Source organism: Bradyrhizobium sp. B117, from assembly GCF_038969555.1.
Lineage (GTDB): Bacteria > Pseudomonadota > Alphaproteobacteria > Rhizobiales > Xanthobacteraceae > Bradyrhizobium.
The window spans coordinates 5,602,708-5,628,533 of record NZ_CP152414.1; the positions used below are offsets into that span (position 1 = coordinate 5,602,708).

Annotated in this window: 34 protein-coding genes; 12 read left to right on the forward strand and 22 right to left on the reverse strand. The window is 65.4% G+C overall.

Annotated elements, in window-relative coordinates; genetic code table 11:
• Window positions 1-237 precede the first annotated feature (237 nt).
• The gene (locus tag AAFG16_RS27470) at window positions 238-1,284 is read left to right on the forward strand and encodes a hypothetical protein (protein WP_342740982.1); all 1,047 of its coding nucleotides are present in this window, start codon (window positions 238-240) and stop codon (window positions 1,282-1,284) included.
• A gap of 158 nt (window positions 1,285-1,442) precedes the next feature.
• Here the strand turns inward: AAFG16_RS27470 and AAFG16_RS27475 are convergent, their stop codons facing one another.
• Complete coding sequence (locus AAFG16_RS27475; RefSeq protein WP_283079487.1) at window positions 1,443-1,724, reverse strand: hypothetical protein; 282 nt, start codon at window positions 1,722-1,724, stop codon at window positions 1,443-1,445.
• Window positions 1,725-1,981: 257 nt separating this feature from the next.
• On the opposite strand from AAFG16_RS27475, the gene AAFG16_RS27480 reads away from it, so the two are divergent.
• The gene (locus tag AAFG16_RS27480; RefSeq protein ID WP_283079488.1) at window positions 1,982-2,239 is read left to right on the forward strand and encodes a hypothetical protein; all 258 of its coding nucleotides are present in this window, start codon (window positions 1,982-1,984) and stop codon (window positions 2,237-2,239) included.
• Window positions 2,240-2,360: 121 nt separating this feature from the next.
• Here AAFG16_RS27480 and AAFG16_RS27485 read toward each other — a convergent pair whose 3' ends face one another.
• From AAFG16_RS27485 to AAFG16_RS27530, 10 genes are all read right to left on the reverse strand, one after another.
• The gene (locus AAFG16_RS27485; protein WP_283079489.1) at window positions 2,361-3,176 is read right to left on the reverse strand and encodes an FkbM family methyltransferase; all 816 of its coding nucleotides are present in this window, start codon (window positions 3,174-3,176) and stop codon (window positions 2,361-2,363) included.
• 216 nt (window positions 3,177-3,392) lie between these two features.
• Complete coding sequence (locus AAFG16_RS27490) at window positions 3,393-3,929, reverse strand: helix-turn-helix transcriptional regulator (protein WP_342730310.1); 537 nt, start codon at window positions 3,927-3,929, stop codon at window positions 3,393-3,395.
• 586 nt (window positions 3,930-4,515) lie between these two features.
• Window positions 4,516-5,181: a cell envelope biogenesis protein TolA gene (locus AAFG16_RS27495; RefSeq protein ID WP_342730312.1), complete on the reverse strand. Its 666-nt coding sequence runs from the start codon at window positions 5,179-5,181 to the stop codon at window positions 4,516-4,518.
• Between the two features lie 294 nt (window positions 5,182-5,475).
• Window positions 5,476-5,883 carry a VOC family protein gene (locus AAFG16_RS27500; RefSeq protein ID WP_342730314.1) on the reverse strand — a complete coding sequence of 136 codons (408 nt, stop codon included), beginning with the start codon at window positions 5,881-5,883 and terminating at the stop codon, window positions 5,476-5,478.
• 97 nt (window positions 5,884-5,980) lie between these two features.
• Window positions 5,981-7,387, reverse strand: a complete 1,407-nt coding sequence (locus AAFG16_RS27505; RefSeq protein WP_342730316.1) for an adenylate/guanylate cyclase domain-containing protein — start codon at window positions 7,385-7,387, stop codon at window positions 5,981-5,983.
• Window positions 7,388-7,519: 132 nt separating this feature from the next.
• Window positions 7,520-8,440: a DMT family transporter gene (locus AAFG16_RS27510; protein WP_342730318.1), complete on the reverse strand. Its 921-nt coding sequence runs from the start codon at window positions 8,438-8,440 to the stop codon at window positions 7,520-7,522.
• A 299-nt stretch (window positions 8,441-8,739) separates the two neighbouring features.
• Window positions 8,740-8,886, reverse strand: a complete 147-nt coding sequence (locus tag AAFG16_RS27515) for a hypothetical protein (protein WP_342730320.1) — start codon at window positions 8,884-8,886, stop codon at window positions 8,740-8,742.
• Between the two features lie 282 nt (window positions 8,887-9,168).
• The gene (locus AAFG16_RS27520; RefSeq protein WP_283079496.1) at window positions 9,169-9,423 is read right to left on the reverse strand and encodes a hypothetical protein; all 255 of its coding nucleotides are present in this window, start codon (window positions 9,421-9,423) and stop codon (window positions 9,169-9,171) included.
• A 150-nt stretch (window positions 9,424-9,573) separates the two neighbouring features.
• On the reverse strand, window positions 9,574-9,753 hold the full coding sequence (locus tag AAFG16_RS27525) for a hypothetical protein (RefSeq protein WP_342730323.1): 180 nt from the start codon (window positions 9,751-9,753) through the stop codon (window positions 9,574-9,576).
• Window positions 9,754-9,892: 139 nt separating this feature from the next.
• Window positions 9,893-10,063 (reverse strand): Flp family type IVb pilin, encoded by a 171-nt coding sequence (locus AAFG16_RS27530; protein ID WP_283079498.1) that lies wholly within the window; start codon window positions 10,061-10,063, stop codon window positions 9,893-9,895.
• 338 nt (window positions 10,064-10,401) lie between these two features.
• Here AAFG16_RS27530 and AAFG16_RS27535 point away from each other — a divergent pair, with 338 nt between their 5' ends.
• Complete coding sequence (locus AAFG16_RS27535) at window positions 10,402-11,709, forward strand: hypothetical protein (protein ID WP_283079499.1); 1,308 nt, start codon at window positions 10,402-10,404, stop codon at window positions 11,707-11,709.
• A gap of 4 nt (window positions 11,710-11,713) precedes the next feature.
• On the opposite strand, the gene pdxY is transcribed toward AAFG16_RS27535, so the two are convergent.
• The 3 genes from pdxY to AAFG16_RS27550 form a co-directional block, all read right to left on the reverse strand.
• A complete protein-coding gene (pdxY, locus tag AAFG16_RS27540; protein ID WP_342730326.1) occupies window positions 11,714-12,532 on the reverse strand; it encodes a pyridoxal kinase in 819 nt (272 codons plus the stop codon).
• A 37-nt stretch (window positions 12,533-12,569) separates the two neighbouring features.
• Window positions 12,570-13,211: an FMN-binding negative transcriptional regulator gene (locus AAFG16_RS27545; protein WP_342730328.1), complete on the reverse strand. Its 642-nt coding sequence runs from the start codon at window positions 13,209-13,211 to the stop codon at window positions 12,570-12,572.
• 88 nt (window positions 13,212-13,299) lie between these two features.
• Complete coding sequence (locus tag AAFG16_RS27550; RefSeq protein WP_342730330.1) at window positions 13,300-13,944, reverse strand: TetR family transcriptional regulator; 645 nt, start codon at window positions 13,942-13,944, stop codon at window positions 13,300-13,302.
• Window positions 13,945-14,041: 97 nt separating this feature from the next.
• Here AAFG16_RS27550 and AAFG16_RS27555 point away from each other — a divergent pair, with 97 nt between their 5' ends.
• From AAFG16_RS27555 to AAFG16_RS27565, 3 genes are all read left to right on the forward strand, one after another.
• On the forward strand, window positions 14,042-14,707 hold the full coding sequence (locus tag AAFG16_RS27555; protein ID WP_342730332.1) for a class I SAM-dependent methyltransferase: 666 nt from the start codon (window positions 14,042-14,044) through the stop codon (window positions 14,705-14,707).
• A 189-nt stretch (window positions 14,708-14,896) separates the two neighbouring features.
• Complete coding sequence (locus AAFG16_RS27560) at window positions 14,897-15,241, forward strand: multidrug efflux SMR transporter (RefSeq protein WP_283079504.1); 345 nt, start codon at window positions 14,897-14,899, stop codon at window positions 15,239-15,241.
• The gene (locus AAFG16_RS27565) at window positions 15,241-15,810 is read left to right on the forward strand and encodes a TetR family transcriptional regulator (protein ID WP_342740983.1); all 570 of its coding nucleotides are present in this window, start codon (window positions 15,241-15,243) and stop codon (window positions 15,808-15,810) included. Before AAFG16_RS27560 ends, AAFG16_RS27565 begins: the two co-directional genes overlap by 1 nt.
• Window positions 15,811-15,825: 15 nt before the next feature.
• On the opposite strand, the gene AAFG16_RS27570 is transcribed toward AAFG16_RS27565, so the two are convergent.
• Together AAFG16_RS27570 and AAFG16_RS27575 are read right to left on the reverse strand one after the other, a co-directional pair.
• On the reverse strand, window positions 15,826-16,146 hold the full coding sequence (locus tag AAFG16_RS27570) for a hypothetical protein (RefSeq protein WP_342740984.1): 321 nt from the start codon (window positions 16,144-16,146) through the stop codon (window positions 15,826-15,828).
• Window positions 16,147-16,218: 72 nt separating this feature from the next.
• Complete coding sequence (locus tag AAFG16_RS27575) at window positions 16,219-16,398, reverse strand: hypothetical protein (protein ID WP_283079506.1); 180 nt, start codon at window positions 16,396-16,398, stop codon at window positions 16,219-16,221.
• Window positions 16,399-16,538: 140 nt separating this feature from the next.
• Between AAFG16_RS27575 and AAFG16_RS27580 the strand changes: the two genes are divergently transcribed.
• Complete coding sequence (locus tag AAFG16_RS27580; protein ID WP_342730334.1) at window positions 16,539-16,820, forward strand: DUF3551 domain-containing protein; 282 nt, start codon at window positions 16,539-16,541, stop codon at window positions 16,818-16,820.
• 15 nt (window positions 16,821-16,835) lie between these two features.
• On the opposite strand, the gene AAFG16_RS27585 is transcribed toward AAFG16_RS27580, so the two are convergent.
• The 3 genes from AAFG16_RS27585 to AAFG16_RS27595 form a co-directional block, all read right to left on the reverse strand.
• A complete protein-coding gene (locus tag AAFG16_RS27585) occupies window positions 16,836-17,114 on the reverse strand; it encodes a hypothetical protein (RefSeq protein WP_342730336.1) in 279 nt (92 codons plus the stop codon).
• Between the two features lie 169 nt (window positions 17,115-17,283).
• Window positions 17,284-18,276 carry an SH3 domain-containing protein gene (locus AAFG16_RS27590; protein WP_342730338.1) on the reverse strand — a complete coding sequence of 331 codons (993 nt, stop codon included), beginning with the start codon at window positions 18,274-18,276 and terminating at the stop codon, window positions 17,284-17,286.
• A gap of 151 nt (window positions 18,277-18,427) precedes the next feature.
• Window positions 18,428-20,350 (reverse strand): FAD-binding monooxygenase, encoded by a 1,923-nt coding sequence (locus AAFG16_RS27595; protein WP_342730340.1) that lies wholly within the window; start codon window positions 20,348-20,350, stop codon window positions 18,428-18,430.
• A 102-nt stretch (window positions 20,351-20,452) separates the two neighbouring features.
• Here AAFG16_RS27595 and AAFG16_RS27600 point away from each other — a divergent pair, with 102 nt between their 5' ends.
• Entirely contained in the window at window positions 20,453-20,917 is a 465-nt protein-coding gene (locus AAFG16_RS27600) for a MarR family transcriptional regulator (RefSeq protein WP_342730342.1), read from the forward strand.
• A gap of 133 nt (window positions 20,918-21,050) precedes the next feature.
• Window positions 21,051-21,485, forward strand: coding sequence for a hypothetical protein (locus AAFG16_RS27605; RefSeq protein WP_283079512.1), 435 nt, complete (start codon window positions 21,051-21,053; stop codon window positions 21,483-21,485).
• Window positions 21,486-21,503: 18 nt separating this feature from the next.
• Here AAFG16_RS27605 and AAFG16_RS27610 read toward each other — a convergent pair whose 3' ends face one another.
• Both AAFG16_RS27610 and AAFG16_RS27615 read right to left on the reverse strand, forming a co-directional pair.
• Window positions 21,504-21,701, reverse strand: coding sequence for a hypothetical protein (locus AAFG16_RS27610; RefSeq protein ID WP_283079513.1), 198 nt, complete (start codon window positions 21,699-21,701; stop codon window positions 21,504-21,506).
• A gap of 146 nt (window positions 21,702-21,847) precedes the next feature.
• Entirely contained in the window at window positions 21,848-22,501 is a 654-nt protein-coding gene (locus tag AAFG16_RS27615; protein ID WP_342730344.1) for a L,D-transpeptidase, read from the reverse strand.
• A 277-nt stretch (window positions 22,502-22,778) separates the two neighbouring features.
• Between AAFG16_RS27615 and AAFG16_RS27620 the strand changes: the two genes are divergently transcribed.
• Both AAFG16_RS27620 and AAFG16_RS27625 read left to right on the forward strand, forming a co-directional pair.
• A complete protein-coding gene (locus AAFG16_RS27620) occupies window positions 22,779-23,789 on the forward strand; it encodes a hypothetical protein (protein ID WP_342730346.1) in 1,011 nt (336 codons plus the stop codon).
• 416 nt (window positions 23,790-24,205) lie between these two features.
• Window positions 24,206-24,436, forward strand: a complete 231-nt coding sequence (locus AAFG16_RS27625) for a hypothetical protein (RefSeq protein ID WP_283079516.1) — start codon at window positions 24,206-24,208, stop codon at window positions 24,434-24,436.
• Here AAFG16_RS27625 and AAFG16_RS27630 read toward each other — a convergent pair.
• Window positions 24,433-25,218, reverse strand: a complete 786-nt coding sequence (locus AAFG16_RS27630; protein ID WP_342730348.1) for an SDR family oxidoreductase — start codon at window positions 25,216-25,218, stop codon at window positions 24,433-24,435. The genes AAFG16_RS27625 and AAFG16_RS27630 overlap by 4 nt on opposite strands.
• A gap of 132 nt (window positions 25,219-25,350) precedes the next feature.
• Here AAFG16_RS27630 and AAFG16_RS27635 point away from each other — a divergent pair, with 132 nt between their 5' ends.
• A complete protein-coding gene (locus AAFG16_RS27635; protein ID WP_027557742.1) occupies window positions 25,351-25,743 on the forward strand; it encodes a hypothetical protein in 393 nt (130 codons plus the stop codon).
• The last annotated feature ends 83 nt before the right edge of the window (window positions 25,744-25,826 follow it).

Below are 25,826 nucleotides of genomic sequence, written 5' to 3' on the forward strand. Positions count from 1 at the left end.
CCTCAGGGGTAGAACCCTTGCGAAACCCATCATACGATCTTCGACGTTGATGGGCTTCGCTCCGCTCGGCCCATCCTACGAACCGCGCTTGCGCAGTCGCGGAGCCAACCCACCTTACGCTCATTCCGCCCCGCTCCCGCGCTCGCCATAATTTTACCTTTGCACACGCGTTGTGTCGGACAACGGCGAGACCTATCCTTCCAGCGATCGGACTGCCTCCCATTGACGCCCGACCGGATGGAGAGCGCATCGGTGCCTGAGACGAACGACCCCAAACCTGAGACCGACAGGCCGGATAACGCCAAGCCTGATAACGCCAAACCTGACGCCGCCAAGCCGGACGAGGCGCGCGTCGACGGCGGGCTGGCGCGGGCCTATGACCGGATCAAGAGCGCCGAGGAAGACCTTGCTCGGTTGGACCGGCTGGTTTCCGGAATGGAACGCGACAGCGAAAGCCCTGGGGCCTCGCACGCAAGCGCCGCTGCGACGGCAGCCGCGACCTCCGCAAACAAGGCGCCGACGCCGGATGCCAACGTTCCGAATGCCAGGGGCCTGAAGGGAGACCGGACCATGATGCGCGCCCTGGCCGGCCTCGTGCTGGCTATCGGCCTTCTCGGTGCGGCCTTCGCTTCGCAATATCGCGATGAGGCCAAATCGATCAGCAAGTCGATCATGGCACGATGGAGTCCGCCGGCCGCGAGCACACCCTCGCAAGCCTCCGCTGTGGCAAGTCCGGCGCAGCCGCCCGCCATGCTGCTGGCTGCGGCCGATGAGACGAGCCCGGTGCCCGCGCCGCCGGTCGCCAAGGACACCCAAGCCAAGGACACGCCAGCCAAGGACACGCAAGCCAAGGACACGGAAAGCGTCCCCAAGCCCGGCGCTACGGCGCCTGAGGCGTCATCGGCCGATCTCGCGCAATCGCTCAAGGCCATCACGAGCGAGCTTGCGAGCATCAACGGCAAGCTCGAGCAACTGAAAAGCCGCAACGAGCAGACCCTGCGCGAGCAGGCCGACACCATTCAACAGCTCAAGGCGGCGCAGGAGAAGGATGCGGCGGAGACTGCGCGCCTCGCCGCGCAGGTCCAGACGTTGCAAACGCCGCCGACCGCGTCATCGGCGTCCACAGCCGCAAAGCCCGTCGTGCGCAGTGTGAACAGCGATATGGCTGCGCGTGCCCGGCCGCACGTACCAGACGCCGCGCCCCGGCGGCCCAGGCCGCCGCCGCGAGGCCGCTGGATGCCTCCGCCCTATATGGATCCCTATTACGGCGATCCGGATTGGTGAGCTCGCAAGGCAGGCTGCAGTGCCGTAGGGTGGGCAAAGGCGCACTTGCGCCGTGCCCACGAGCAAGTTCTACGGACGGGAATGGTGGGCACGCTTCCGCCTTCGCTCTTCGAGCTACGGCGGACAAGTCGCTTTGCCCACCCTACGAGAGCCGGGCGCTACCACCAATACGGCCAGCGCCATCCCTCATAACGAACATATGACGACACGAACGGCGGGCCATAGGGATCGACGCGGTCGTCTTCAGGCCGATAACGATAGCGCGGAACGATATAGTAGTCCCACGGCGTCGGCCGGAGCACGGGCGCCGTCACGATGAGCCTCTCCTGTGGTGCGCGGACGACGACAGCCTTTCGCGTCCTGGCTTCAACACCTGTCGTTGCCAGGCTGCACAGCGCCACGGCCGTTCCGAGCGCACACGCGAGGGTCATTTTCTTCATGCGTTGATCTCCTTCGCGGGAAGAGTGCTCAAGGTTGCAAAGCAAGGCAAGCCAATTCGCTGTCAACTTGGTTGAATGAACGCTGTCGGCTCTGGCTCGCCGCCCGCTCCACGCACCCATCCGGGCCGCAACCTCGCGGGCATCGGCAGCGCGCCAGCGCTAGGCTCAACCGGCGCACCCCCTTGGATTGCAGGGGCCAATTAGACACGCTAGACGTTTGGCCATTGGTCAAAACGATTCGTATCTTTGGGGGATAGATGAACAAGTTGATGACCGCTTTCGTCGTGACGGTCTTGTCGGTGGGCATCTCGGCGGCCGGGGCTGCTCCCCTTTACGAGTGCGGCGGCAACCCCGCCTGCCAGGCCAAGCGCGATCGCATGTCCCGCGAGACCTATGATCGCAACATCAATCGGTGCCTCGCCGCTGCCGGGGCCACGCGCGAGCAGTGGCGCGCCCATGCCGTCCCACGCCCGCAGGCGGACAAGGTCCGCGCCTGCCTGGAGGCGCACGGCTAATTCACCAAGTCGTGCGGCGGGCGAAGCCCTACGCCGCGTCGGCGTCCTCGGGCTCAGGCCCATAGGATGGGTAGAGCGTAGCGAAACCCATCCTATGCAGTCGCACTTGCCAAGCCGCGCTTCAGGCTGCCTGGCCGGTGCTTTGGGGCAGGTCGATATCCTTCCAGCTCGCATCGCTCTGATGGACGGCGAGAATGTTGATGCCGAGCGCCACCGCGTGATAGCCGTTGTCCTTCAGCCATTGCTCGAGTTGCCGGGTGTCCGTCTTGATCTTTTCGATCAGCAGGATCGGACGATACTTCCTGATCGTCGCCTGGGCACCGCTGAGGGCTTCCATCTCCATGCCCTCGATGTCGATCTTGATGAAATCGACCCGCGGCAAATCGAGTTCGTCCAGAGTCATTTTCCGGACCATGACGGTGTTCTCGGCGTAGTCGATCGCCTGACCGATGAATTCGGTGCTCGGGCGTGGCCGCAGCTCCAGGCTGCCGAAGCTGGACGGCGTGAAATAGTTGGGATTCGGAATTTGCATCGTGCCGGATTCGGACGACACGGCCGCATGCACCGCATGCGCATTGAAGCAGTTGTTGATGGCGATGTTGCCGGCCAGCGCGTAGAAGATCCGCTCCTGGGCCTCGACCGCAAGCACCGTGCCCCATCCCGTCATCGACGAGGCCCATTCGATCGTGTGCACGCCGATATTCGCGCCGCAGTCGATCGCGATCACTCCGTCACCGTGGTACTTTCGTCGCAGGGCTAGCAGTTCGAGCGCGACCTTGACTTCGAGCGGATCGAAGGCCGCCCCCTCCAGGATCTGATACCCCACGCCGTAGCCGCGGTCAGGCGCGAGCATGCGATAGTCGAAGCGATTGACGATCATCGTGCCGTGGTTGGACGAGGCCATGACAAAGGCCAGTTTTTGCCCCGCGATAGGCATAGCAGAATCTCCCCTTCACCCAGAGTAGACACCACTATCCCAGTGCGTGCTTATGCGAAGCTTGCCCGGAATCGGCGACCGGACGAGCACGCCTCCCCCGGATGAGCGCAGCGATGTCCGGGGAAATGTTCCACGGCAAAGGTCCCGGATGTCGCGGAGCCTGTCATCGGGCGACGCGTTGCGCCGACCCGGTGGCTCATGCGGGCTACGGCTCCCTCACGCCGCGTCGGCGTCCTCGGGCGCAGGCCCTGTCACGAGCCCGTCGAGACTGACCATCAGCAAATCGGCGATGTGCATCAGCTGGTAGAGCGGAATGTCCGCCTCGCCCGCCTCGGCCTGCAACACGAACGCGGGCGACACGCCGATGCGCTCCGCGAGCTGGGTTTCGGTGTAGCCGCGGCTCTCGCGTGCGGCTTTCACACGCGCGCCGATGCCGAGCCGGTGCCGGGACTGCTCGTCCGCGGTCATCATGGCGGCCTGCTCCTCCGGGCTCGCATAACCGTCCGCGAACGCGGTGCCGATCAGCCGCTCCTTCCGCCAGGCGAGCCGGCAGGCCTTGCGCAGTCCGCTCGAGAAGATCACCGAAAACTGCTCCGGCACCCATGCCGAGCTGTTGAGCTGCAGGCGCGCGCCGGTGCCGGAGACATCGCGGATCGTGCAGGGCACGCTGATGACGCTGCCGGCGCCGTTGTCGAACTCGACAATGCCGGTCCGCAGCGTGTGATGCCTGACGGCGGCGCGATGATCGCTCATGACAGCTCCCGTAAGCTCGCGGCAGCGCCGGACGAGGCATCTGACGCGGCCGCAAATTCCGGACCGGAACCTAGCGCAGAGTTTTTCGCAAAACTCCTAATGTTCCACCGCCGCGCCCGCGACCGGCCGCGATGGTAAAGGATTTGCTCCCAAGCCGCGGCGGGCGGGTCGCACAAGAACATTGACGAGAAGACCGACATGCCCGGGACAAGCCCGGCCATGACGATGTGGAAGCGACCGCGTCTCTCTCCGCCGTCATTCCGGGGCGCGACGAAGTCGCGAGCCCGGAATCCATAGCCACGAGCGGAAGGGATGACCCGTCACTATCGGCGTGCCCGTCTCGACGTCCTGTGGTTATGGATTCCGGGCTCGGCGCTGCGCGCCGCCCCGGAATGACGGCGGGGAGAGTTCGGTGCACAGAGATACAATCTGTCCGTCATGCCCGGGCTTGTCCCGGGCATCCACGTTCTTTGTGCCGGCTTTGTGCCGGCAAGGCGTGGATGGCCGGGACGAGCCCGGCCATGACGCTGTGGAACCTTCGGTGCCCAAATCGTTGGGCCACATACGCCCCACCATCCGTGCCCGCCTACTCGCGCGCGCGGCGCAGCGCGTCCTCCAGCTTCCGCCTTTGCTTGTCCCAGCGGGTCTGCTCGGCCTCAGCGCGCTCGTCGATTGCGGCGCGCTCGGCCTCGATCGCCTCGATGCGCGCTGCGTGCACCCGCCTCGCCTCCTCCAGTGCCGCTTCGGCCGCGGCGACGGCCTTGTCCCGGCGCGCACGCGCCTTGGCGTGGGCCGCCTCCTCCTTGCGGCGCTCGGCTTCGCGCCGCCGCTCCTCTTTCTCAAACGCCGCGGCGGCCTTGCGCGCGGCCTCGTCGTCGGCCTTGCGCGATATCTTGTGTGCGGTCCTGACGGGACGCTTCTTCGACTCCGCCTTGGGCTTGCGTTTGGGCCTGCGTTTGGGCTTGGCCTCGTCGTCGGCGAGATCGGTCGGCAGCTGCGCGTTCTCGGTGAACGGATCGTCCGAGCCGACCGGGCGTCTCAGCACGACGCCGGGACTTGCCATCGTCGCCGCGACGACATCGGGGTCGTCGGTCTCCTTCGCAACGCCCTGATGGAAGAGATTGGAGCTCGCGCCCCAGGCCTGAAGCGCCGCCTTCATCGAGGGTGCGGCGACCGCCTGGTCGTAGAAGCCGAGCGAGGTCTGGTACGTCCTCAGTTTTCTCTGCGGTTTTGTCTTCTGCTTGTCTGGCATGTCGCTCCGCGGCCCTGGCGAGGCTCCCGTCGCACCGGCGCCACCCTGGCATCATGCCCCTGTTTTGCCCGACGGGTCAAACCATATTTCGGTATCGCCGAAGTCGGTCCGCTCTCAATGCCGCGACCCAGTCAATCGCATATGACATCGGAGCTTTGGGCAGCCTGTCCCCCACGCCGTCATGGCCGGGCTCGTCCCGGCCATCCACGCCTTGCTCGGCGTTGAAATCCCTGTTGTTTTCTACTGTGCATGGGGTTGTTTTCGAACTTTTGCCGGACTGGCCTCGCGACGACGCTACGATCCCGCATCGAGCAGCGCGTCATATCCCTTGGCGCTGAACGCCAAGAGACAAAACCCGTGCCCGAACGGATCGGCCAGCATCGCGATCCGCCCATAGGGCGCATCGCGCGCAGGCACCTCCAGCACCGCGCCGGCTGCGAGCGCACGCGCGACCGCGGCATCGACATCGTCGACGACGACGTCGACATGCAGCGGCGTCCAGTGCCGCTCGTAGCGGCGGCGGTCACCGCCCGCGCCGATCGTGCCGGCCGCTTTGCTGAGCAGATACACCGGCGCCGGCCAGCCGTTGAGCTCGACGAAGTCGGTGCCGAAGCGGCGGCCAACCGTCAGGCCGAAGGCTGAGGTGTAGAAGGTCGTGGCGGCGGCGACGTCGGGAACGTCGATGTTGAGGAGGATACTCATCGGGGCAGCGTAGCCCGGATGGCGCAACGCGCAATCCAGGATGGTGCCGCACCTGTCCCGGGATTACGCTTGCGCTCCATCCGGGCTACGTCGGCCTTTATGGAATCTCGTACACCGACACCCGCTCCGCGATGCCGCTCAGCGCGACGCTGCGGCGGGTCGGGACGAGGCCGCCGGCCTCAAGCAGGCTGCGCGCCTCGGCATTCTCCACCACCTGCTCCGTCACCACGATTGAGCGCGAGGCGGCGAGGCCCTGGACGCGCGAGGCGATGTTGACGGTCTGGCCGAAATAATCCTGCTGGCCGTTGAGCGTGACCGCAAGGCACGATCCCTCGTGGATGCCCATCTTCAAGAGCAGGCCCTGCTGCTGGCGCTGCGCCCCGAGCTCGCTCATGGCCTCGCGCATGCGGATCGCGGCAGCGATCGCCCGGTCGGGAGTCTCGAACGTCGCCATCACGGCATCGCCGATGGTCTTGACCACGGCGCCGCGCTCGGCGGCGATGATCTCCTGGAGCAGCCGGAAATGCTCGTTGACCAGATCGAAGGCGACGAGGTCGCCGACATGCTCGTAGAGGCCGGTGGAATCCTTGAGGTCGGAGAACAGGAAGGTCAGGCTCAAAATCTTCAGGCGCTGGCCGATGGCGAGCGTCTCGGTGCGGTAGAGATCGCGGAAGGTCTGGTTGGTGAGCAGCCGCTTTGCGGTGAGGCTGGGCCTCCGCCGCGTCAGGACGGCATCGAGTCGCCCGTCCGCGACCCACACCGCCGGCAGCACGCGCGTATCGGTGCGGTTCTCCAAGGTGAGCCTGAGCGCGCCGGGCCGCAGCGTGACCGCGTCGACGGGCACGTCGGCCTTGCTGAAGATCAGCGCGAGGTTCTGGCGCTCGCTGGTCTCCTCGCCCTTGACCTCGATGAACTGCGCCGTGTGCGTCACCGGATCGAACAGGATCAGCATGCCCGCTCGAATCTGGAGCGACAGGATCGCCCGCTCGCCCGGCGGCAGGTCGACGGCTTCGAGCGTGAGCTCACGCATGAGCGCATCGACATCCGTGGGCAGGTCGATCGCCGAGCTCCAGAACACTTGGCGATAATATTCGGCGAGCGACAGCTCGTCGGCATTGTGGGCGGCGATCTTGCGCACGCGCGGGCTGACCGTGAAGGTCACCTCGACCAGATTGTCCAGCGTCGTCTCATAGCCCGCCGCGCAGAACGCGCAGTGATACTGCGCGCTGTTGACGGTCTTCAGACTCTTGTTGGCGGAGAGCACGCCGGCGCAGCTCGGGCACATCACGCTCCAGGTCATCTCGAGGATGCCGAGGTTGACCGCGCGCAAGAGGCCGCCGATCACCTCTTCCTCGTCGAGGCTGGCCTCGCTGGCCAGATGCAGCGGGTTGATCTTGGAGAGTGCATGGTCCGGCGCCTCCCGCACTACGCGCTCGATGAGGTCGACGACGTCCTCGTCGACCGACTGGCGCAGCACACCGAACAGCGTTTCGATCTCGCTCATGCAATGATTTTACCTGAAAGGGGGCGGCGCGGAAATCCGCGTTCCCCATAGCTATGCCGGCGGTGGCGGGGCACAAGCACTAGCAGCCAATTGCCGCCTCACGATGACGGGAGGTTGATCCCTCGACGGGAATCAGCGCTGCCGTTGCGCCAGGTAAAATCCGCACAGCACCGTGCCAAGTCCCGCCAGTTGCAACGTGGTCGGGGCCTCGCCGAGCAGCAGCCAGCCGACCAGCAGCGTCAGGGCCGGCACGATCGCCGGGAACACGGCAGCGCGGGCAACGCCGAGACGCTGGACCGAGACCGCGTAGAGATAGAGCGCGGCGGGCCCGGCGAGCACGCCCTGCGCCAGCGCCTGGATCGCGTTCTCGCTGATGCCAATTGCTGCCAGCCTGGCGAGGCCCCCGGTGGCGAGGTAGACCGGCAGCAGCAGCAGCGACAGCACGTTGATGACCAGCGCGGCGGAGACCGCGGAGACGCGCCAGTGCCGTAGCAGCGCGCCGAAGCCGGCGAACATCAGCCCGGTCAGCACGAAGATCAGATCGCCCTGCACCCCGTCGGCCCCGATATGGCCGATCGATTCGGCGCCGATCACGCCGAGCCCGCCGACGATGACCAGCGCGCCAACGAGGCGTGAGGCGGAGATCCTCTCTTTGAGGAACAATGCCGCCAGCAGCAGGCCGCCGAGCGTCGCGCAGGAGGGCTGGATCACGCTGCCATGGCCGAGCGGCACGAACATGAAACCGGCATAGGAGATCAGCGCCATCACGGGGCCGCCGAGCACCATCAGCGCAAGGCCCCTGCCCCAGCCGATGCCGCAGAGATCGGAGATTCCGGCGCGCAGCACCAGCGGGAGGAACGCGATGCCCGACCAGACATAGCGATGCACGAGCAGATCGACCGGCGTGAAGCCGACCTTCAGCCCATGCCGCGTGCCGGCAAAGCCCAGCGCCCAGAACAGCGCTGCCGACAGGCCGCAGACGACGCCGAGCAGCGCCGGTGTCGCATCATTGTTGTGAGTGAGAGCGTCAGCGCCGCTCGTCCGCTGATCCATGGCGCATGCCTTATGTCAGGGTGCCGCGATGCTCAACCCACGTGGCTGCAGGGCTGGCACGCAGCCATGATGCGATGCTTCGCAGCCCGGATCAGCGCGCTTCTAGGCTGTCACGCGCCGCGGCGCGCTCGACGAGGACTCGGTGGTGACGCTCGCAATGCGGCTCGGAATCTCCTCGCGCCATCTGGCGCGGTTGTTCGAGCGCCATATCGGCGCGACGCCGCTTCAACGCCGACTTCGCCGAGCTCTACGGGAGATCGCCATCGAGCCTGCGTTCATCGAACAATGCGCAGCAGGCTTTAGAAAAACCCGGGGCTGAGATCGAGCCCGTAGGTCAGGCTCAGCACGAACACGAACAGAGCGGCGGCTGCGAACAAGGCGAGATGCTTGAGAATGAACGCACGCGGCGAAGCGGTGGCAATAACGGCTTTCTGCGCAACAGGCATGACAAACTCCATTATGAAAACGATTCTTGGCCGCCAATGAGCAGCGCCCGCATCAAGCACCGCGACCTGCAAAGCAACTATTAAAGAGATCACACTCGTTTTGAACGGCGGTACACAACGCGCATGTTGCGAAGAACTTTTCCGCCGACGAATTCTCAGTGAGCGCATCGACACGCAACGTGCGATGGATCACGCGCGCAAAAAAATAATGGCCGGGACGAGCCCGGCCATGATGTCGTGGAAAGTTTCGGAACCAAGCTCTCGGCTCGGTGTGACGTCGACTTAACGGGCCGAACCCGTCGTCACGGTCGCGGTCTTCACCTTGCGCGGGGTCAGGACGCTGACCTGGAGCGCCGTCACGCTCGTGGCGGGCGCCGCGACCTGCTGCTCGACATTCTTGGCGCCGAGCACGCTCACCTGCACCGGCGACGCCGGAATGCCATTGGCCTCATAGGCCGGCAGTTCGCCGGCGAAGGTGGCAGTCGAGCCCGCGATGGCGAGGGCGGCAACTGCGATCGACAAAGTCTTCTTGTTCATGGTGATGCTCCTGGAAGAAGTGCGGAGCACATGTAAGCCTGATTTGCTGCATTGCGATATGCATTGCTGCAACGCAATATCGCGCACCATGCATGGCGATATGCCTAACGCGCCCAACTCCCTGGACGCGTTCCCTTTCTAGCCGAAGGCTCAACCGCCCATCACGTTGCCCCAGCCGTCAAAAACATAGGCCTTCCAGACCACCGTTCCATCGCCGCGCAACCGGCTGGCCCGGCGATAATCGTCGGCCTGATCGGCGGTCCAGGTGATGATCGCGCCGGAAACGCGATCGTGCAGGATGGCGGGCTCGGTGGGATCGAAGGCGTCCATGGGACGAAGCGAGGAATGCGTCATGACCGATCAACGCACCTGCGACAACAAGGTTGCCGCAAGGCGCCCGGGCAAAACGCCGCGCATCCTCCGCTTCGTCATTTGCGAGCGCAATGACGAAGGGAGTCCGCGTAACGCCCTATTTCAAGGCCGTTGCCAGCGCTTGCAGCTTTGCGACGAGATTGGTCCCGAGTGCATAAATCACTTCGATGATGGCGAGCGCGATGCCCGCTGCGATCAGGCCGTATTCGATTGCGGTGGCGCCGGATTCATCGGCGGCGAAAGCGGCCAGCGTGGATCTCAATTTCACTATTGCATCCTTCCCAACTCTACCGGACGTTGCCGGCGTGGGAGAGATGCACGTGATCAATCCAAGATTGAGTAAATCCAGCCCCTTCAATTTGTCGACAAAGAACCTTGAATTTGCGGACCTTTTCCGGTGTCCCAGCCCTGGAACCGCGATGGAACCCGCGTTGCTGTTGTGCAACACCCACGCGAAAAGCCCAAACTAGGCCATTTGCGCCATTGCGCCGCCACATCGTCCCCCGAACAATCGACGCTGCTACATGCCTTTCCGTGCAAGACTGTTTGCATCAAGACTGTTCGGACAAGACGGGTTTTGAACAGAACCGTTTGGAGGCAGGGATCATGAACGATCGGCGGTCTCTTCTTGTGGCTGTCGCGTGCCCTTCGGCCGTGATGGTCGGCTGGCTGGCGCTCTCCCTCTCCGCCTACGCTCCGGCGCTCATCGAGAACAGCGGCGCCGACGCGGCCTCGGTGTCCCGTACGAAAGATCTTACTCGTCTCGAACTCGCCGATGTTCCGCGCGCAGCCACCATTGAGGATGGCATCGCGCTGACGGCCGACATCGCAGCGGCCGCCGCGGTGGCCCCACAAATCGCGGAAGCAGCGGCGCCCGCGGAGCCCGCCCCCGCCGTCAAGCTCGCTTCGGCTGATCCGGCGCTGATCCTGCCGGCGGAACCGCCGCCCACCCCGCAGATTTCGCCTGAACCGGAGCCCGTGGTCAGCGAGGCTCCGCCTGCACCGGCGCCGGAGCCCGTCAAGATTGCATCCGCCGATCCCACCGAGATCGTGACCACCGACGAACCGTCGCCCGCGGAAATTGCGGGCGGTCCCGCCCCGGCGCCAAGCAAGGCATCGCCGCCGGCCGACACCGTCGCCGTGCTCGACGAATGCTTCGTCATCGATGTCTGCATCGACCGCTATCTCTGGACCCTCTACCAGCGCACGCCCAAGGAAGACTCCATCAAGGTGCAGGAGCGCCGCGCCGTCACCATCAAGCGCAGGGGGAAGACGGTCACCGTGATGCGCAGCTTCACCAAGCTGGTCGACGAGGATTTCGGCTGGAAGGACCCGAAGGCGGCCGAGCACGCCGGCATGTCGATGATGGACTATGTCATCGGCGGCATGGACAAGAGCTTCAAGCGAAAACTGTTCCGCGCGCTGCTCGCCGCCGAAGCCGCCGGCCTCTCCCCCGGCATCACCAGTGCGTTCCGCGACGACTATCGCCAGTCGATCGCGAGCGGCCTGAAGGCCGCCTCCGACCGCTCCTACCACGGCGGCAGCACGCGCGGCGGCTACGGCCACGGCATGGCGGCCGACATCGTCAGCACCCAGGGCAACAATCGCGCGCAGCGCTGGGTCTCCACTGAAATCCTGTGGAAGTGGGTCGACGCCAACGGCAAGGCGCTCGGCATCGGCCGGCCCTATCTCGACCGCGATCCGCCGCATGTCGGCCCGATCGACGGCAAGGAGTACATCTCGAAGCGTGGCGGCGCGAGCGACCGCAAGGAAGCCGCGAACACCAGGTCCAAGAAGGCGCGGGCTGTGGCCAGCACCAAGCCGTCGAAGTCGAAGGCGCATGCTGCGCGCGAGCAGAAGAGCCCGGCCAAGCCGCAGAAGTCGGCGCAATCCGCCGGCAAGCGCACGACCTGATCCGTTACGATTTGGGCTCCGGAATCGGCAGCGGCACGAGACGCATCTCGGCAGTGCCGGATTCCTGCGTGCGCACCAGCACCGCAAAGATGGTGTCGACGGCGAGCCGCACCGCTGCCTCCATCGCTTGGCCCTTGGCCAGATGCGCCGCGATCAGGCCGGTGAGGAGATCGCCGGTGCCGTAGGGACGGATCGGCAGACGCGGCGTCGCAAAGCGCGACAATTGCCCGTCCGCGCACAAGATCGTCTCTACCTGCCCCGCCGGCGTGTCGGCGAGCGCGCAGCCGGTGGCGACGACGTCGATGCGGCCGGTCCCTGCGAGCGCCGCACATGCCGCGCGCAGGCCTTTCGCATCCGCAATCGTGATGCCCGACAGCAGTTCGAGCTCGAACTGGTTCGGCGTGGCGATCTTCGCGGCCGGCAGCAGCCGGTGTTGCACCACATCCAGAATGCCGTCGGCGACATAGACGCGGCCATCGTCGCCGATCACGGGATCGCAGAGATAGACCAGCTTCGAATTGCGCGTGAGCGCCCGCTCGACAAAATCGGCGATCACAGCGGCATTGCCGACCGAGCCGAGATAGCCGGTGACGAGCACGGCCGCCTCATCGACGAGACCGCGCTCCTCGACGCCCATCAGGAGATCGGCGACGAGCTCGGTCTCCAGCACACGTCCGCGCAGGGTCGGATAGCGCGGATGGTTCGACAGCAGCGTCGTCGGCACCGCCGCGACGTTCACGCCCTCCGCCTGCATGGCATAGGCGGCCGCGCTGTTGCCGACATGGCCGTGGACCACCTGACTTTGAATGGAGATCACGAGCATGCGGAGGTCCGTACGGTCAAAAGCTGGATGTGGCAAGCTATGGGACCTCATACCCGAGCTCCGGCCGCAGCGCCCGCATCTTCCGTGCCAGCCGCCGGTGTCCGCTCTCCTCCGACCGCGCCAGCCGGTTTGCCACCGCGACATGGTCCGCATCGGGTTTGTGCTGATTGAGCTTGGCCTGTCCCTCGATCTGGTCCACCACGAGATCGACGACGCGGATCGTAGCCAGCATGCTCTCGCGCTTGCCACCTTCCATCTGAGCGAGGTCCCAGGGCTGTTTCGGAAGCCGCGCCTCGGAGACCGCCAGCAGCGCATCGCCATGTCCGCGGTTCTCATCGAGCCCGCGCAACTGCGCCACGCCCGACAGGTGCACGGCCTCGTAGAGCCAGGTCGAGACGTTGTCGCGCGAAGCATACCAGTCGTTCGAGATGTAGGCGTCGTCGCCGGCAACGATCAGCAGGAAGCGCCGCGAGCCATCCGCCAGCGCGACCAGCGGATTCTTCGCCGTAAAGTGAATCTGTACGATCGCGCGCCCCTCGCGCCGATGCAGCACGAACGGCACGTGCGAGGCGCGTGGTCCGCGCTCATCCGCCGCCACGATCATACCGAAGCCGCGCTCCCCGGCAAATTCCAGCGCGCGCTGCTCCTCGATGCGGAATTGGGGACGGAGGACATGCATGGCGGCGCTCGGACTGGACGAAGGACGATGCGAGGCTAACCCATCATGCCCCGGACTCCGAAACGATATTGGTCCGCAAATGCGGATGTCAGGAATGATCCCGGCCGCGTGCGAGCTCCGCGAGATAGGCGCAGAACATGTCGGCCAGCCCGTCGGCATGATGCGCGATCTCCGCCTCGCTGCGCAGTGTCTCCGAAAACCGCTTGCCGACCTCGCTCAATGTCGTCTTGATCAGCGCGCCAGCGAGGATACGCGTCGCATCCGAGGCCTTGGGCAGCGCCTCCCGCATGAAGGCCGCGACGATGCCCTCGCCCGCGGCCCGCGCGTCCTGCGCCTCGGGCGCGTCGCGATAGAGCGGCGCGGCATCGCTGAGCGCCGTGCGGATCGCAGCCTCCTCGCACTCGGAGCGGATGAAGGCATGGACCAGCGCACGCAGCCGCGCCAGAGGTGGCCTCGCCCGGTCTTCGAGAATGCCGCGCAGCATTTCGCTCGTGCGCCGCCACTCGTCGCTCTGAAGGCGAAACAGGATCGCCGCCTTGTTCGGAAAGTATTGGTAGAGCGACCCGACGCTCACCCCGGCCCGCTCCGCCACCCGCGCCGTGGTGAAACGCTGCGCCCCTTCCTTCGCCAGGACCTGAACAGCGGCATCCAGAATGGCCGCCACGAGCTCGTTGGAACGGGCCTGTTGTGGCTGTTTTCGTGAGGAAACTGAACGGCTTCGACGATCGGCCATGACATGCCCGGGCAATGCGAATAGGAAATGCGACGAATTAGTCGTATTTCAGGCGCCGCGCAAGCATGCGCTTTCCCACCGATCCCGGAGACCTCGAATGACCACCCCGATCATCACATCGCTTGCGCCGCTGCTGGACCGCCTGTTCCTCGAGGCCGACGCCGCAAGCGGCACGACGCAAGCCGCTTTCGCCGACCTGTCTGATGCCGACCGGGCGCGGATGATGCGGAGCAAGACCGATTACGCCGAGCTCTATGGCCGGCTGAAGGACGCACCGCTCGCGGTGTCGCGCGAGACCGGCATGCTGCTCTACATGCTGACGCGCAGCTCCCGCGCCAAGGCGATCGTCGAGTTCGGCACCTCGTTCGGACTCTCGACCCTGCACCTTGCCGCGGGCTTGCGCGACAATGGCGGCGGCCGCCTCATCACCAGCGAGTTCGAGCCCTCCAAGGCTGCGCGGGCACGGGAGAACCTGTCGGCCGGCGGGCTGATCGATCTCGTCGAAATCCGCGAGGGCGATGCGCTGAAGACGCTTCGCACGGATCTGCCCGAGACGATCGATCTCGTGCTGCTCGACGGCGCCAAGGCGCTCTACCCGGAGATCCTGGATCTGGTCGAAGGCCATCTCAGGCCGGGCGCGATCGTCGTCGCCGACAATGCCGACTTCAGCCCCGACTACCTCGCACGCGTGCGCAGGTCCGGCAGCGGCTACATGTCCACGGCCTTTGCCGACGACGTCGAACTCTCCGTGCGGATCAACTAGCGCGAGCCGGAGCCGCTACGACCATCCGAAGCCGCCGCACGATCACCGTGCGGCGGCTTCGTGCCGTGATCCACGCCTGTCGCAGGCGCGTCACTCACACGTGATAAGTCGTGCAGCCAAAAGCTACGTCCCGCGTGCTAAACATACCTACCGCGCGGTATCTTTCGACCGGAAACCACCCGATTGCCCATGACCTCCGCCTTCAATGCCTACGCAGCGCTTGCCCTCGCCATCGTGTTCGAGGTCACGGCGTCCGCCTTCCTCCAGCAGTCCGCGCAGTTCACGCGACCCTGGCCGACGCTGGCCATGGTGCTGTTCTACGTGGCCTCGTTCTACGCGCTGTCGGTGGCGATCCGGGTCATTCCCCTCAGCATCGCCTATGCGATCTGGGGCGGCGTCGGCATCATCCTGACCGCCACCGTCTCGTTCGTGCTGTTCCGCCAGATGCTGGATGCCGCGGCCTTTGTCGGCATCGCGCTGATCGTATCGGGGGTCGTGGTCATCAACCTGTTCTCGGAGACCACGGTGCATTGATGGCGGAAAGCGCCTACACCCGCGCCAAGCAGCCCGAGCAGGTGCGGCGCGCCCTGCTCGACTGCGCTGCGGCGATCGCCATGGACCATGGCGTGCCGGGCGTCACTGTGCAGGCGGTGGCGGCGGCGGCCGGCGTCACCAAGGGCGGGCTGTTTCATCATTTCGGCAGCAAGCAGGCGCTGATCGAGGGGCTGTTCGCCGACCTCCTCTCCCGCGTCGATGCCGAGATCGACGCCGCCATCGAGGCCGATCCCAAGGCGCGCGGCAGCTTCACGCGGGCCTATGTCAATGCGGTGTTCACCGGCAAGGCGTTCGGCTTCGCAACGCCCTGGGCCGCGCTGAGCATGGTCGTCGTCACCGATCCGTCATTGCGCCGGCTCTGGAACGACTGGATGAAGGCGCGCCTGAGGCGCCATCGCGCGACTGACGCAACACCCGAGCTCCATGTCGTCCGCCTCGCCGCCGACGGCGCCTGGCTGTCCTATGTCACGACGGGACAAACGCGGATGAACGCCGACCTTCGCGCCGTGCACGATCGTCTGATCGCGCAGACCTATCGGCGCATCTAGCGCACTCCAGCCGGGCTACGGGCTCTGAACCGGCTTTGGCGGACGCGACACCAACCTGGAAGGCTTTGCGCGATGCTTGCCCGCGGCGCTTGGCGGCGGTTCATCGACGGACTGCAGATAGGCAGCGAGCGCCTTGGCGGAGTCCGGGCTGGTTGCGTAATGGTCCTTCAGGAACCAGGCGAGAGTCACGCTGAAGCGTCCCTTCGCCAATCCCCGCGGGCTGCGGTGACAGGTCGCGCAGCCGTCCGCGAAGAGTTTTGCGGGCGGTTTGCCGGCGTCGAGATTCTGTGCGGACGCGACTGTCGCCGTCAGTGCCGCAGCGGCTGCGAGAGTCATCAAGGGCGCGATCATCTCGCGCCCCAGTCGGAATAGCGAAATCAAGACTGGTCCCCTAGCCCCGTCGCGCGGTCACGCCGCCAACAACTGATCGAATTCGGGCGGAGTATACGACTTGCCGTCCTGGTCGGTGATGACAACCTGCCATCCCTCGCTCGCCCACACCTTCGCCTTCGCCACGATCAACAACCGGCTCTCGCGGGCAAAACTGCACTTTTCGTTGTCGCGTTCTGCGACCATCTTATAGGCCAATGCGCATCCCCTTGCGTTGCCCTGCCACCCGTTCCCCTCGTGGCAGCGGGCTTTGGCGGCAATTCGCCGGGAGCGTGGCAATTTGGTGCCAACCACGGCAGCATTGTGCCTGGGTCCTGCCTGAACGAAGAAGGTTGATCATGTCAGGCGTCAAAAACGCGATTCTGCTTGTCGCGAGCTTGCTTGTCGTGAGCCTGCTTGGCGCGGGATTGCCGGCCGAGGCGCAGACCTACGATCCGCGTTATCCGGTCTGCATCGAGGTCTATACCCTCGACGGCAGTTCCATCGCTTGCAGTTTCATGTCGATGGCACAATGCGCGGCGACCGCATCCGGGCAGTCCGCCCAGTGCTACGCCAATCCCTATGCTATGCAAAATCGCCAGCCGGGCCCGGGCCCATCGCCGCCGCGACGGAACCGCTAAGCGCCTGCAATCCGCTCAGTGCACGCGGATCACGTGAGGGCGGCCGAGATCGATCAGCCCCTGCACCGCCGAGAGGCGATCATCCAGGGCTGCGATGGTGAGCAGCAGATTGTTGCGACGCTCGTCGAGCATGCCGATTTCGGCGCCAGTGAGCTTGGAGCTCGCCCGCTCCTTGTGAATCCCGTCAAGGGATTTGCGCAGTCCGGCGATCAGGCCGGCCAGCTGCTTGGCCTCCTTGGTCATCGAACGCTTCGCGACATTTTGGCGGCGCGTTTCCGCCTGGCTCTGTCTCATCGTCATCCTCCCGTGCCCCGCTGCCCCGAGTGGATGCCGACATCTTTGGGTACACATCTTACGATCGATGAAATCTGCCCGCGAAGAACTTTCTTAAATTGTACGCGCAGGGAACTCGCCCCAATCCAAACGGAAAGCCCGGCGCGAGGGCCGGGCTTTCGTCGCAATGCTAATGCTTTTGATGACCGCCACCGGGGCCGCCGGCCGGCGCGCCACCGCCATGCGGAGCAGGAGCAGCATTGATGTGCGGGGCACCGCCGCCGCCGGCATGCGGCATCGCAGGCGCTGCCGCGCGCGGCGCCGGCATCTGCGCATGGGCATTCATCGGCGCGCCATGACTGACGTTCGGCTGAGCCACGTGCGGCATCGCCGGCCGGGCCGACGGCGCCGCCGACACGCGCGGCGCTTCATGCGCGCGTGCCATCGGCTGCGCATGCACCGCGGCGCGGCCCGCCGCCTGCTCATGCATCATGCGCGCCTGCGCATCGCGCGGATTGCGGCTCGGCATATTGGCCCGCTCATGCGCGAAGCGCTCGCTTCGCCCGGCGCGAGCCCGGTCCGTCGTCACCGCCGCGTCGCGTCTGCCGATGGCGGCATCATGGCGTGTGGTTGCGGCGTCGCGCCCGGAGACCGCGGCATCGCTCCTGGCACTAGCCCTGGCGTGCACACCCTCACGTCCCAGCGCGACCGCGGTATCGCGCGTCGCCGCGCGGCCGATGCGGGCCGCACGCGGATCGATCGTCATCCGTGTCGCGAGGCGCTGGTGCGAGGTCCAGTAACTATTCCAGTAGGCGTGGCGGCGATACCACGGCCGCCCCTCATAATAGCTCGACCAGTACGAGGTCAGCACGAAGGGGACGACGGGCACGTCGATCTCGTCGACATAATCGGGGAGATAGACGTAATGATTGCGGTAGAGATATTCGAGATATTGCGACGACACCCAGCCGCGATCGTCCGAGAAGCTCACGTCGCACCAGGCATTGCCGCGCAGGCAGCCATGGATGTTGACGCGGGCACCCTCGGGGATGCGATCGACCAGGGGAAAGCCCGAACCCGGACCGGCGCGCAGGCCGGTCGAGACGGTGACGATGCCCGGTGCGGCCAGCGCGGCCGTCGGGGCGAGCAGCAATGCTGCAACCAAAACGCTTTTCAGTCTCATGGCGTGTTCCTCCTCCCAAGGCCGAACGCGCCATCGAAACGAGCGTTCCGCGCGCGGTCGCTGCATCATCGAAAAGATTGAGATGCACGCCGCGCACGGTTCAATATTCATTCGCCGTTCATCGGCACGGCGCTGAAAGCGCTGTTTGCCCTCAGCTCGCCTGCAGCATGAAGCCGTCGAAGTACGACGCAAGCGCAGCAAAATCGTCGAGCGGCAGCACGGTCGCGACGTACTGGTCCGGTCGCACCACCACCGTGCAGCCGGCCTTCCGGTCGATGCCACGCATGGCGAACACGTCCTGGCCACTCTTGAGGTCCGGACAGAACATCTTCTCGTAGTCGATCAGACCATAGCGGCCTTTGCGCGGGAGCAGCAGCGGCGGCATCGCTTCGATCGCGAGCGCGCGATGATCTTGCTGAAACACCGCGCGCAGATCGATCACGCTGTCGATGTCGGCGCCAGCAGGCGTATAGCGCCGCACTGGCGACTCTTTCGCGCTGGTGAGGAAATTGCACAGCGCGCGGATGGCTGAGCCCGCGGCCGCCGGATCTTCCGCGGGAGAAAACGCGTAGATTCGGAAGCGGCCATCCGCCTGCCCGGCATGGCCGAGATGCACCGGCTTGGCGTCTCCCAGCCGGATCACCGGCGCAGAGTGAAAACGCTTGCCGATGACGAGGCCTTCGGCGAGACGCTGATGCGACGCCGCGCCGGTGAGGATCGATGGTTTGTAATGCGTCGCCGTGCCCGCGGTGTAGCGGCCGTGCCGGACAAAATAGTCCTGCGTCTTGGCTGCATCGGCTCCGCCGGCTTTCGCAGCGGACGCCAGGATCCCCGCCCATTCGCGGTCGAAGTCGATCAGCTCCTTCGCAACGGCTTGCCGTTCCGCCGAATAGGAATGTAGCAGGTGTGGCGCACATTGCTTCCGCAGCACGGCGGCGAGCTTCCAGCCGAGATTGAAGGCGTCCTGCATCGAGACGTTCATGCCCTGCCCGGCCTTCGGGCTGTGGGTGTGGCAGGCATCGCCGGCGATGAAGATGCGCGGCAGGCGGCTCTCGATCTCTGCCTCCGGCACGTCGTCGAACTTGTCGGTGAGGCGCTGGCCGATCTCGTAGACCGACCACCACGCGATCTCCTTCACCTCGAGCGTATGCGGCTTCAGGATCCGCTGCGCTTTCGCGATCACGTCATCGGCGGTGATATTGCGGTTGGCGACACGTTCGCCGATGTCGAGCTTGGCAAGCTCGACATAGAGGCGCACCATGTAACCGCCCTCGCGCGGAATGATCAGCAGGCTGCCGTCCTTCGCCGACTGGATCAGCGCCTTGAAGCGGATATCGGGAAAGTCGGTCACCGCCAGCACATCCATCACGCCCCAGGCGTGATTGGCGGAATCGCCATGCAGCTCGCGACCGATCGACTTGCGCACCGTGCTGCGCGCGCCGTCGCAGCCGACGACGTAGCGCGCCTTGATGGTCTCGATCGTCCCTTCGTTCGCGGCATCGACGCGTTCGAGGCGCACGGTCACGGCATGATCGGCCGGGCCCGCGGCCAGATCGACCGCGAGATCGAGCAGGCGGCGGCTGTAGTGCGGCTCGAGCTTGGCCGGCGATCTGCGCATGACGTCGAGAAAGCCGTCATGGATGCGCGCCTGGTTGAGGATGACGTGCGGGAATTCGGACAGGCCGTCCTCGACGTCCTGGACCCTGCCGCTGCGGACGATCTTTTCCGGCGCCCGCTTGTCGGGCTTCCAGAACGTGGTCTCGTTGACCCAATAGGCCTCCTTCAGCACGCGCTCGCTAAAGCCGTAGGCATGGAACATCTCCATGGTGCGGCAGGCGACGCCGTCGGCCTGCCCGACCAGCAGGCGTCCCGGCTTCTGCTCGACGATGCAGGTCTTGATGTCAGGGAATTGCGCGAGCTGCGCGGCGAGCGTGAGGCCCGCAGGGCCGCAGCCGACGATGAGCACATCGACCTCGTCAGGCACAGCGCCCAGCGCGCCCGAAGCCTGAATGCGCTCGGCGGGATCGGCGATCTCAGGATCGCCCGGCCGAAATCCATTGAGATGGAATTGCATGAGCACCTCTCCCGTCAACGTCTTCTTCGATATTGATCAGTATACTGACTATCAGTATACTCGTCAACGATCCTGCTCCTCCCTGCGCTCAAGGAGAATACGGTGAAAGACCACAACGACATGCCCGGGCATCTGGCGCGCCGGTTCCAGCAGATCGCGGTGGCGGTGTTCCTGGCGGAGGTCGGCGATGCCGGCTTCGACCTCACGCCGGTGCAATACGCCGCACTCGCGACCATCAAGGCCAATCCGGGGCTCGACCAGGTGACGCTCGCCGGCCTCATCGCCTACGACCGCACCACCATCACCGGCGTGATCGACCGCTTGGTGCAGAAGGGTCTTGCCGAGCGCCGCGCCAGTCCGCGCGATCGCCGCGCCCGCGAGCTCGAGATCACGGACGAGGGCCGGCGCACGCTGCGCAGGATCACGCCGGCGGTGGAGGAGGCCCAGCGCATCATGCTGCGGGGCCTCACCGCGAAAGAAGGCGACGAGCTGGTGCGACTGCTGCGCAAGGCCATCGCGGCCGGCAACGAGCTCAGCCGCGCCCCGCTGCGCGAGACCCACGCATAATCCGGGGTTTTTGGTCCCGTCGTTTGTCCGTAATTGCCGCAGGCGTGCGAAACCTGGAACTAACCTTCGGCTGCTACCGTCGGCAACATTCGGCGCTTTACGCGCGATTAACTTTGCCGGTTGGGAGCTTGGAATGCGCAGATTGGTCATTTTTGCCGCGGCGGTTGCGCTCTCGACCGTCCCTGCGCTCGCGAACGGCCATGGCGGCGGCGATGCCCCTTCTCCGCCGAAGCCCGAGGCGACCAGCGCACCAGCGAAGGTGGTCCTGACCAAGCAGGGTCCCAAGCTCGTCGATCTCAAGGGCATGACGCTCTACACGTACGAGCGCGACACCACCGGGAAGACCTCGAACTGCAACGGCAAGTGCACCGAGAGCTGGGTGCCGCTGCAGGCAACGGCCGACGCCAAGGCCGTCGGGGACTTCACCGTGATCAGCCGCAACGACGGCAGCAAGATGTGGGCGTACCGCTATCGCCCGCTCTATACGTCACCCGCCGACAAGGCGCCGGGCGATGCCAACGGCAACGCCACGACGCTGCAATGGCGCATCGCGCGGCCTGACGAGTAAGGAGCGGCGGCAGACGGATCAGCGCCCCGGCGTGCTGACCGTTTTCGCGTGCACGCTGGAATCGACCGAGGCGTAATTCACCTCCGCATTCCAATGCATGGCCACAAAGAGCGCCATGCCGGCCAGGAGCGATCCATAAAAGCCGAGTGTCGCGAGCCGCCACTTCCGGACAACACGGCGGTCAGTCTCATTCAATGGATGAAAGAATTTCTGCATGATGCCTCCGATGGCAACGAGCCATCGGGGCATAACGCAACCGCAGCAAAAAGACTGTGAGGTATTTCACTCTGGACGAAGCGCCGATCGCGCGCGCCTTCACGCTTGAGTGAGCGCCGCGACCGCTACGCGCAGAATCCCGCGCCTTACCCGTGCCAGCTGGGCCCCGCCTCGACCCTCGCGTTCTGGCCCGGCGGCAACACCACGACGGTCGAATTGAGCTTCACCCGGTCGTAGAGATCGATCACGTCCTCATTGCGCATCCGGATGCAGCCGGACGAGATCGCCTGCCCGATATATTCGGGCTGGTTGGTGCCGTGGATTCGGTAGAGCGTGTCCTTGTTGCCGACATAGAGATAGATGCCGCGCGCGCCCAGCGGATTGGCGGGCCCGCCGCGAACGCGCGCCGGATACGGCCCGAGCCGCGCCTGGATTTCTGCGGTCGGCACCCAGTCCGGCCATTCCGCGAGACGCCCGACGCGCGCGACGCCGGAGAAGGCCATCGCCTCCTCGCCGACCGCGACGCCGTAGCGGATCGCCTTGCCGTCGGGCAGCACGTAATAGAGATAGCGCGCGTCGGTATCGACCAGGATCGTGCCCGGCTGCTCCTTGCGTGGATAGTCGACGATGTGACGCAGATATTGCTCAGGCACGCTCGCCTGCGCGTAAGGCGTATGCGCGAGCAACTGCCGGTCGCGCAACGTCATGCTCGCATCCGTCGATGGCGAGAGCGTCGTCTGCACGCAGCCGCCAAGCGGCAGCAAGGCAACGATGAGCAAAGTGATCAGAGATTTTGGCACCACCGGCCCCCCGATAGCAGATAGCAGCAGCGCCCCCAGCCCCTCCAGATGCTGCCCAAATCGTGCTGAAAACAAGGCAGACCGGGAACAATTGCGCGTGTTCAATCGACCGGGTTCCATCACCACAAACGGCGGAAGAGCGCCGCATCATCTCCACCGCCTCGCCTTGCTTTGGTCAAACCCGGCTGGACTCGTGCGTCATGGGACTTGGGAATGGGCTCACCTCAACGAATCGGCTCGCGCCAATGCGGACGAAGAGCGCTTCAAAGGAGCTGCGATGCTCGCGACGCTGAACAGCAAGCAAATCGTCGATGAGATCGTGAAGGACACGATCAAGGACAACGATCCGCACGATGCGGTTCAGATTTCGCCGGATATGGTGCTGGCTTCACGCCCCATCAGCGTTTCTCCGGCGCTGGCGCCTGACATCGCGACTCGCCCGGAGCCGAAGTTCGCGCCGGAGCAAAAGATCAGCATCGTCTACGGGCCCCCAGCTGCGGCCCCGTCGGTCGACGCCACGGTGCGAGTCGAGGCCGGCGATGGTCACGGCCGGCGGAAGCGATCCGCAGTCGGCACGTGGCTGCGCGGCGCATCTGTCGCATTTCTGTTTGCGGGCGGCAGCGCGGCGGCCGCGATCGCCTGGGAGCAGCACGGCGACACCGCAAGGCAGATGCTCGCGCAATGGACGCCGGTATTGGCCTCGCTGCTGCCTGCGACATCACAGCTGCTGCCTTCGACACCGCAGACGGCGCCGGTCGCCGCTGCACAGGCCGCCCCGCCCGCGGCAGCTGATGCCCCGCCTGCGGCGATCGATCAAACCGCCGATCAATCTGCCTCGCCGCCTCCGGCTCAACCTGCGGCCGCCACCGCAGCAACGCAGCCCGATGCGACGCAATCGATGGAGTCGATGACGCGCGACATGGCCGCGATGGCGCAGCAGATCGAGCAGCTCAAGACGACCATCGCCGAGTTGAAGGCCGGCCAGGAGCAGCTGGCCCGCGAGATGACCAAGCCGCCAGTGCCGAAGCCCGTGGCCGAGGTCAAGCCAGTCGATCCGCGCGCGCGCGTGTCTGCGATTCCGCCGCGACCCGCACCGCCGCCGGTTCGCAAACCGAAGCCGGTCGTGTCGCGCACCTACATGCCGGCCTACTCGCCCGCACCGCTCGCGCCACCGCCGCCGCCATCACAGGCAGCCGCGGCACCGCCGCCGGTCGCGCCCGTGACGACGACGCAGGCTGTTGCCGATGACGACGGACCAGTCGTGCGTCCGCCGATGCCGGTGCACTAGACGAACACCAGTCAGCGTCTCTGCACGCTGTCCGAGTCGATGCGATGCGTTGAGTCCGGGTGATTACGGGAAGCGATGCTGACTCGTCTTCGCCAAGGACGCTCTCGTGAAGCAAGTTCGCGACGAAAGCTTCAAGAGAAAAGGCCGTCGGGATCTATGCCGCCGGCCTTCTCTTGCAGCTGCCGGTTCCCGGAGCCCGGTTCTGCTGCAATTCCATGCTTCATGATCACGCGGACATATTTAATAAAATCTTAACGATGCCGTTCATTGCTCATCATTTCTGCGCCTTAGGCACAGAGATTGTGCGGCTTGTTCATCCGATAAATATCGACTCAGTGGTACGATCCAGCATGTTGTGAAGACTTCCGTCGAAGGCTTCCTTTTGGGAATTTGGGTCGTCACACCGGAGAATTCGGATGCCATACTACTCCTTCGATCTCGTGGTTGGTGAAGAGTTCAAGAACCAGGGCGGAATCATCCTCGAAGACATCGAGGTCGCTTCGGATCGCGCCGTTCAGCTCGCATGCGAGCTGTCGCAGGTGAAGCCGGAGCTGCAGCAGAGGGGCTGCGCGGTGCGCGTCACCGATCGCGACCACAACGAGGTCTATCGCACGCCGCTCGATCCTGTGCCGGCCTGGCAGCGCTAATCTTCCAGCACCGGCGCTTCGAACCAGTTCGTCAGCGACAATCCGCCGTCGACGACGAACGCTGCGCCGGTGACATAGGCTGACAGCTTGTTCGGGAGCACTGTGAGCGCCATCGGCGCGAGGTCGTTTGCTTCGCCGAGGCGCCCAAGCGGAATGTGTTTCGCCAGCGAGGCATCGGCAACGAACCCGCCTGCCGCGATCGCGCCGGGCACCAGCGCGTTGACGCGGATGTTGTGACGACCAAAGGTCTTCGCGAGCTCCTTCACCAGCATCGCCATCCCCGCCTTCGTCGTCGAATAATGCGGCAGGTTGCGCGGCGTGCCTGCATGCAGCGAGGTGAGGAACAGGAACGAGCCGGGCCGCTTCGCCGCGATCAGCCGTTTTGCAAGTTCGCGCGCCAGATGAAAGCCGGCGTCGAGATTGACGGCGTGCATCTCCTGCCACGTCCTGCGGTCGACCGCGAGCGCATGATCGGCCTCGCGCCGCGGCGGCGAGGCGCTGTGCACGAAATGCGTGACATCGCCCAGCGCGGCATGCGCTGAGGCCAGCAGCTCGTCGCAAGCCTCGAGCTTCGCGAGATCGCCGACCCAGGGCACCGCCAGCTCAGGCGAGCTGCTCGCGCCGATCGCGGCACTCACCCGCTCCGCGCTCACATCGGCGAATATGGTCCGGACGCCCTCGCCGACCAGGGCCAGCGCGATCGCGCGGCCGATGCCGTTACCGGCGCCGGTGACGAGCGCGATATCGTGGGCGGGATCGAACGGGGTGCTGAACAGGCTCATGTCGCTCTCCGTGGCCGGGATATCCGCTACGATAGCGCACCACATCGGGGCGCCACAATTACGTCCCGGCACCATTGCGAAGCGGCCCGCCTGACGCTAGCCTCCCAAAAAAATCGAGGAGGATACCCAAGAATGCGCACCGGTTTTCTGATCGCAGGCCTGTTGTTGATCGCCGCGCCGGCCCAAGCGGGCGATGCGCCAGTCCGCTCGACCTATGTGACGATGGTCCTGCAGGCCTTCGCCGCCAAGGTCGAATGCCCAGGCACGGATCTCGTTTATCAGGACCTCGTGCAGAAGGCACAGCAGATGCAGCTGCCCGACGGCACCACCGAGAAGGTGCGCAAGGCGATCGCCTGGATGCACACTGGCGGCAAGATGGGCGAGAAGCAGGACGACGATCTAATGGCCGAGGTCGCGGTGGCGACGCAGGCAACCGACATGGATCAGCGCCGCCTCGGCATGCCCGGCTGGTGCGAGGCACAGAAGACCAATCTCGCCGGCCTGATCCGCAGCAAGGGCGGCTAGCCGCCCTCGGCGGCCCGGCTTTGCCGGTGAACCTTGGCGCGCCCCTCCGAGTCCAATGCTTCGAGCTGAGGACAATGCGAGAG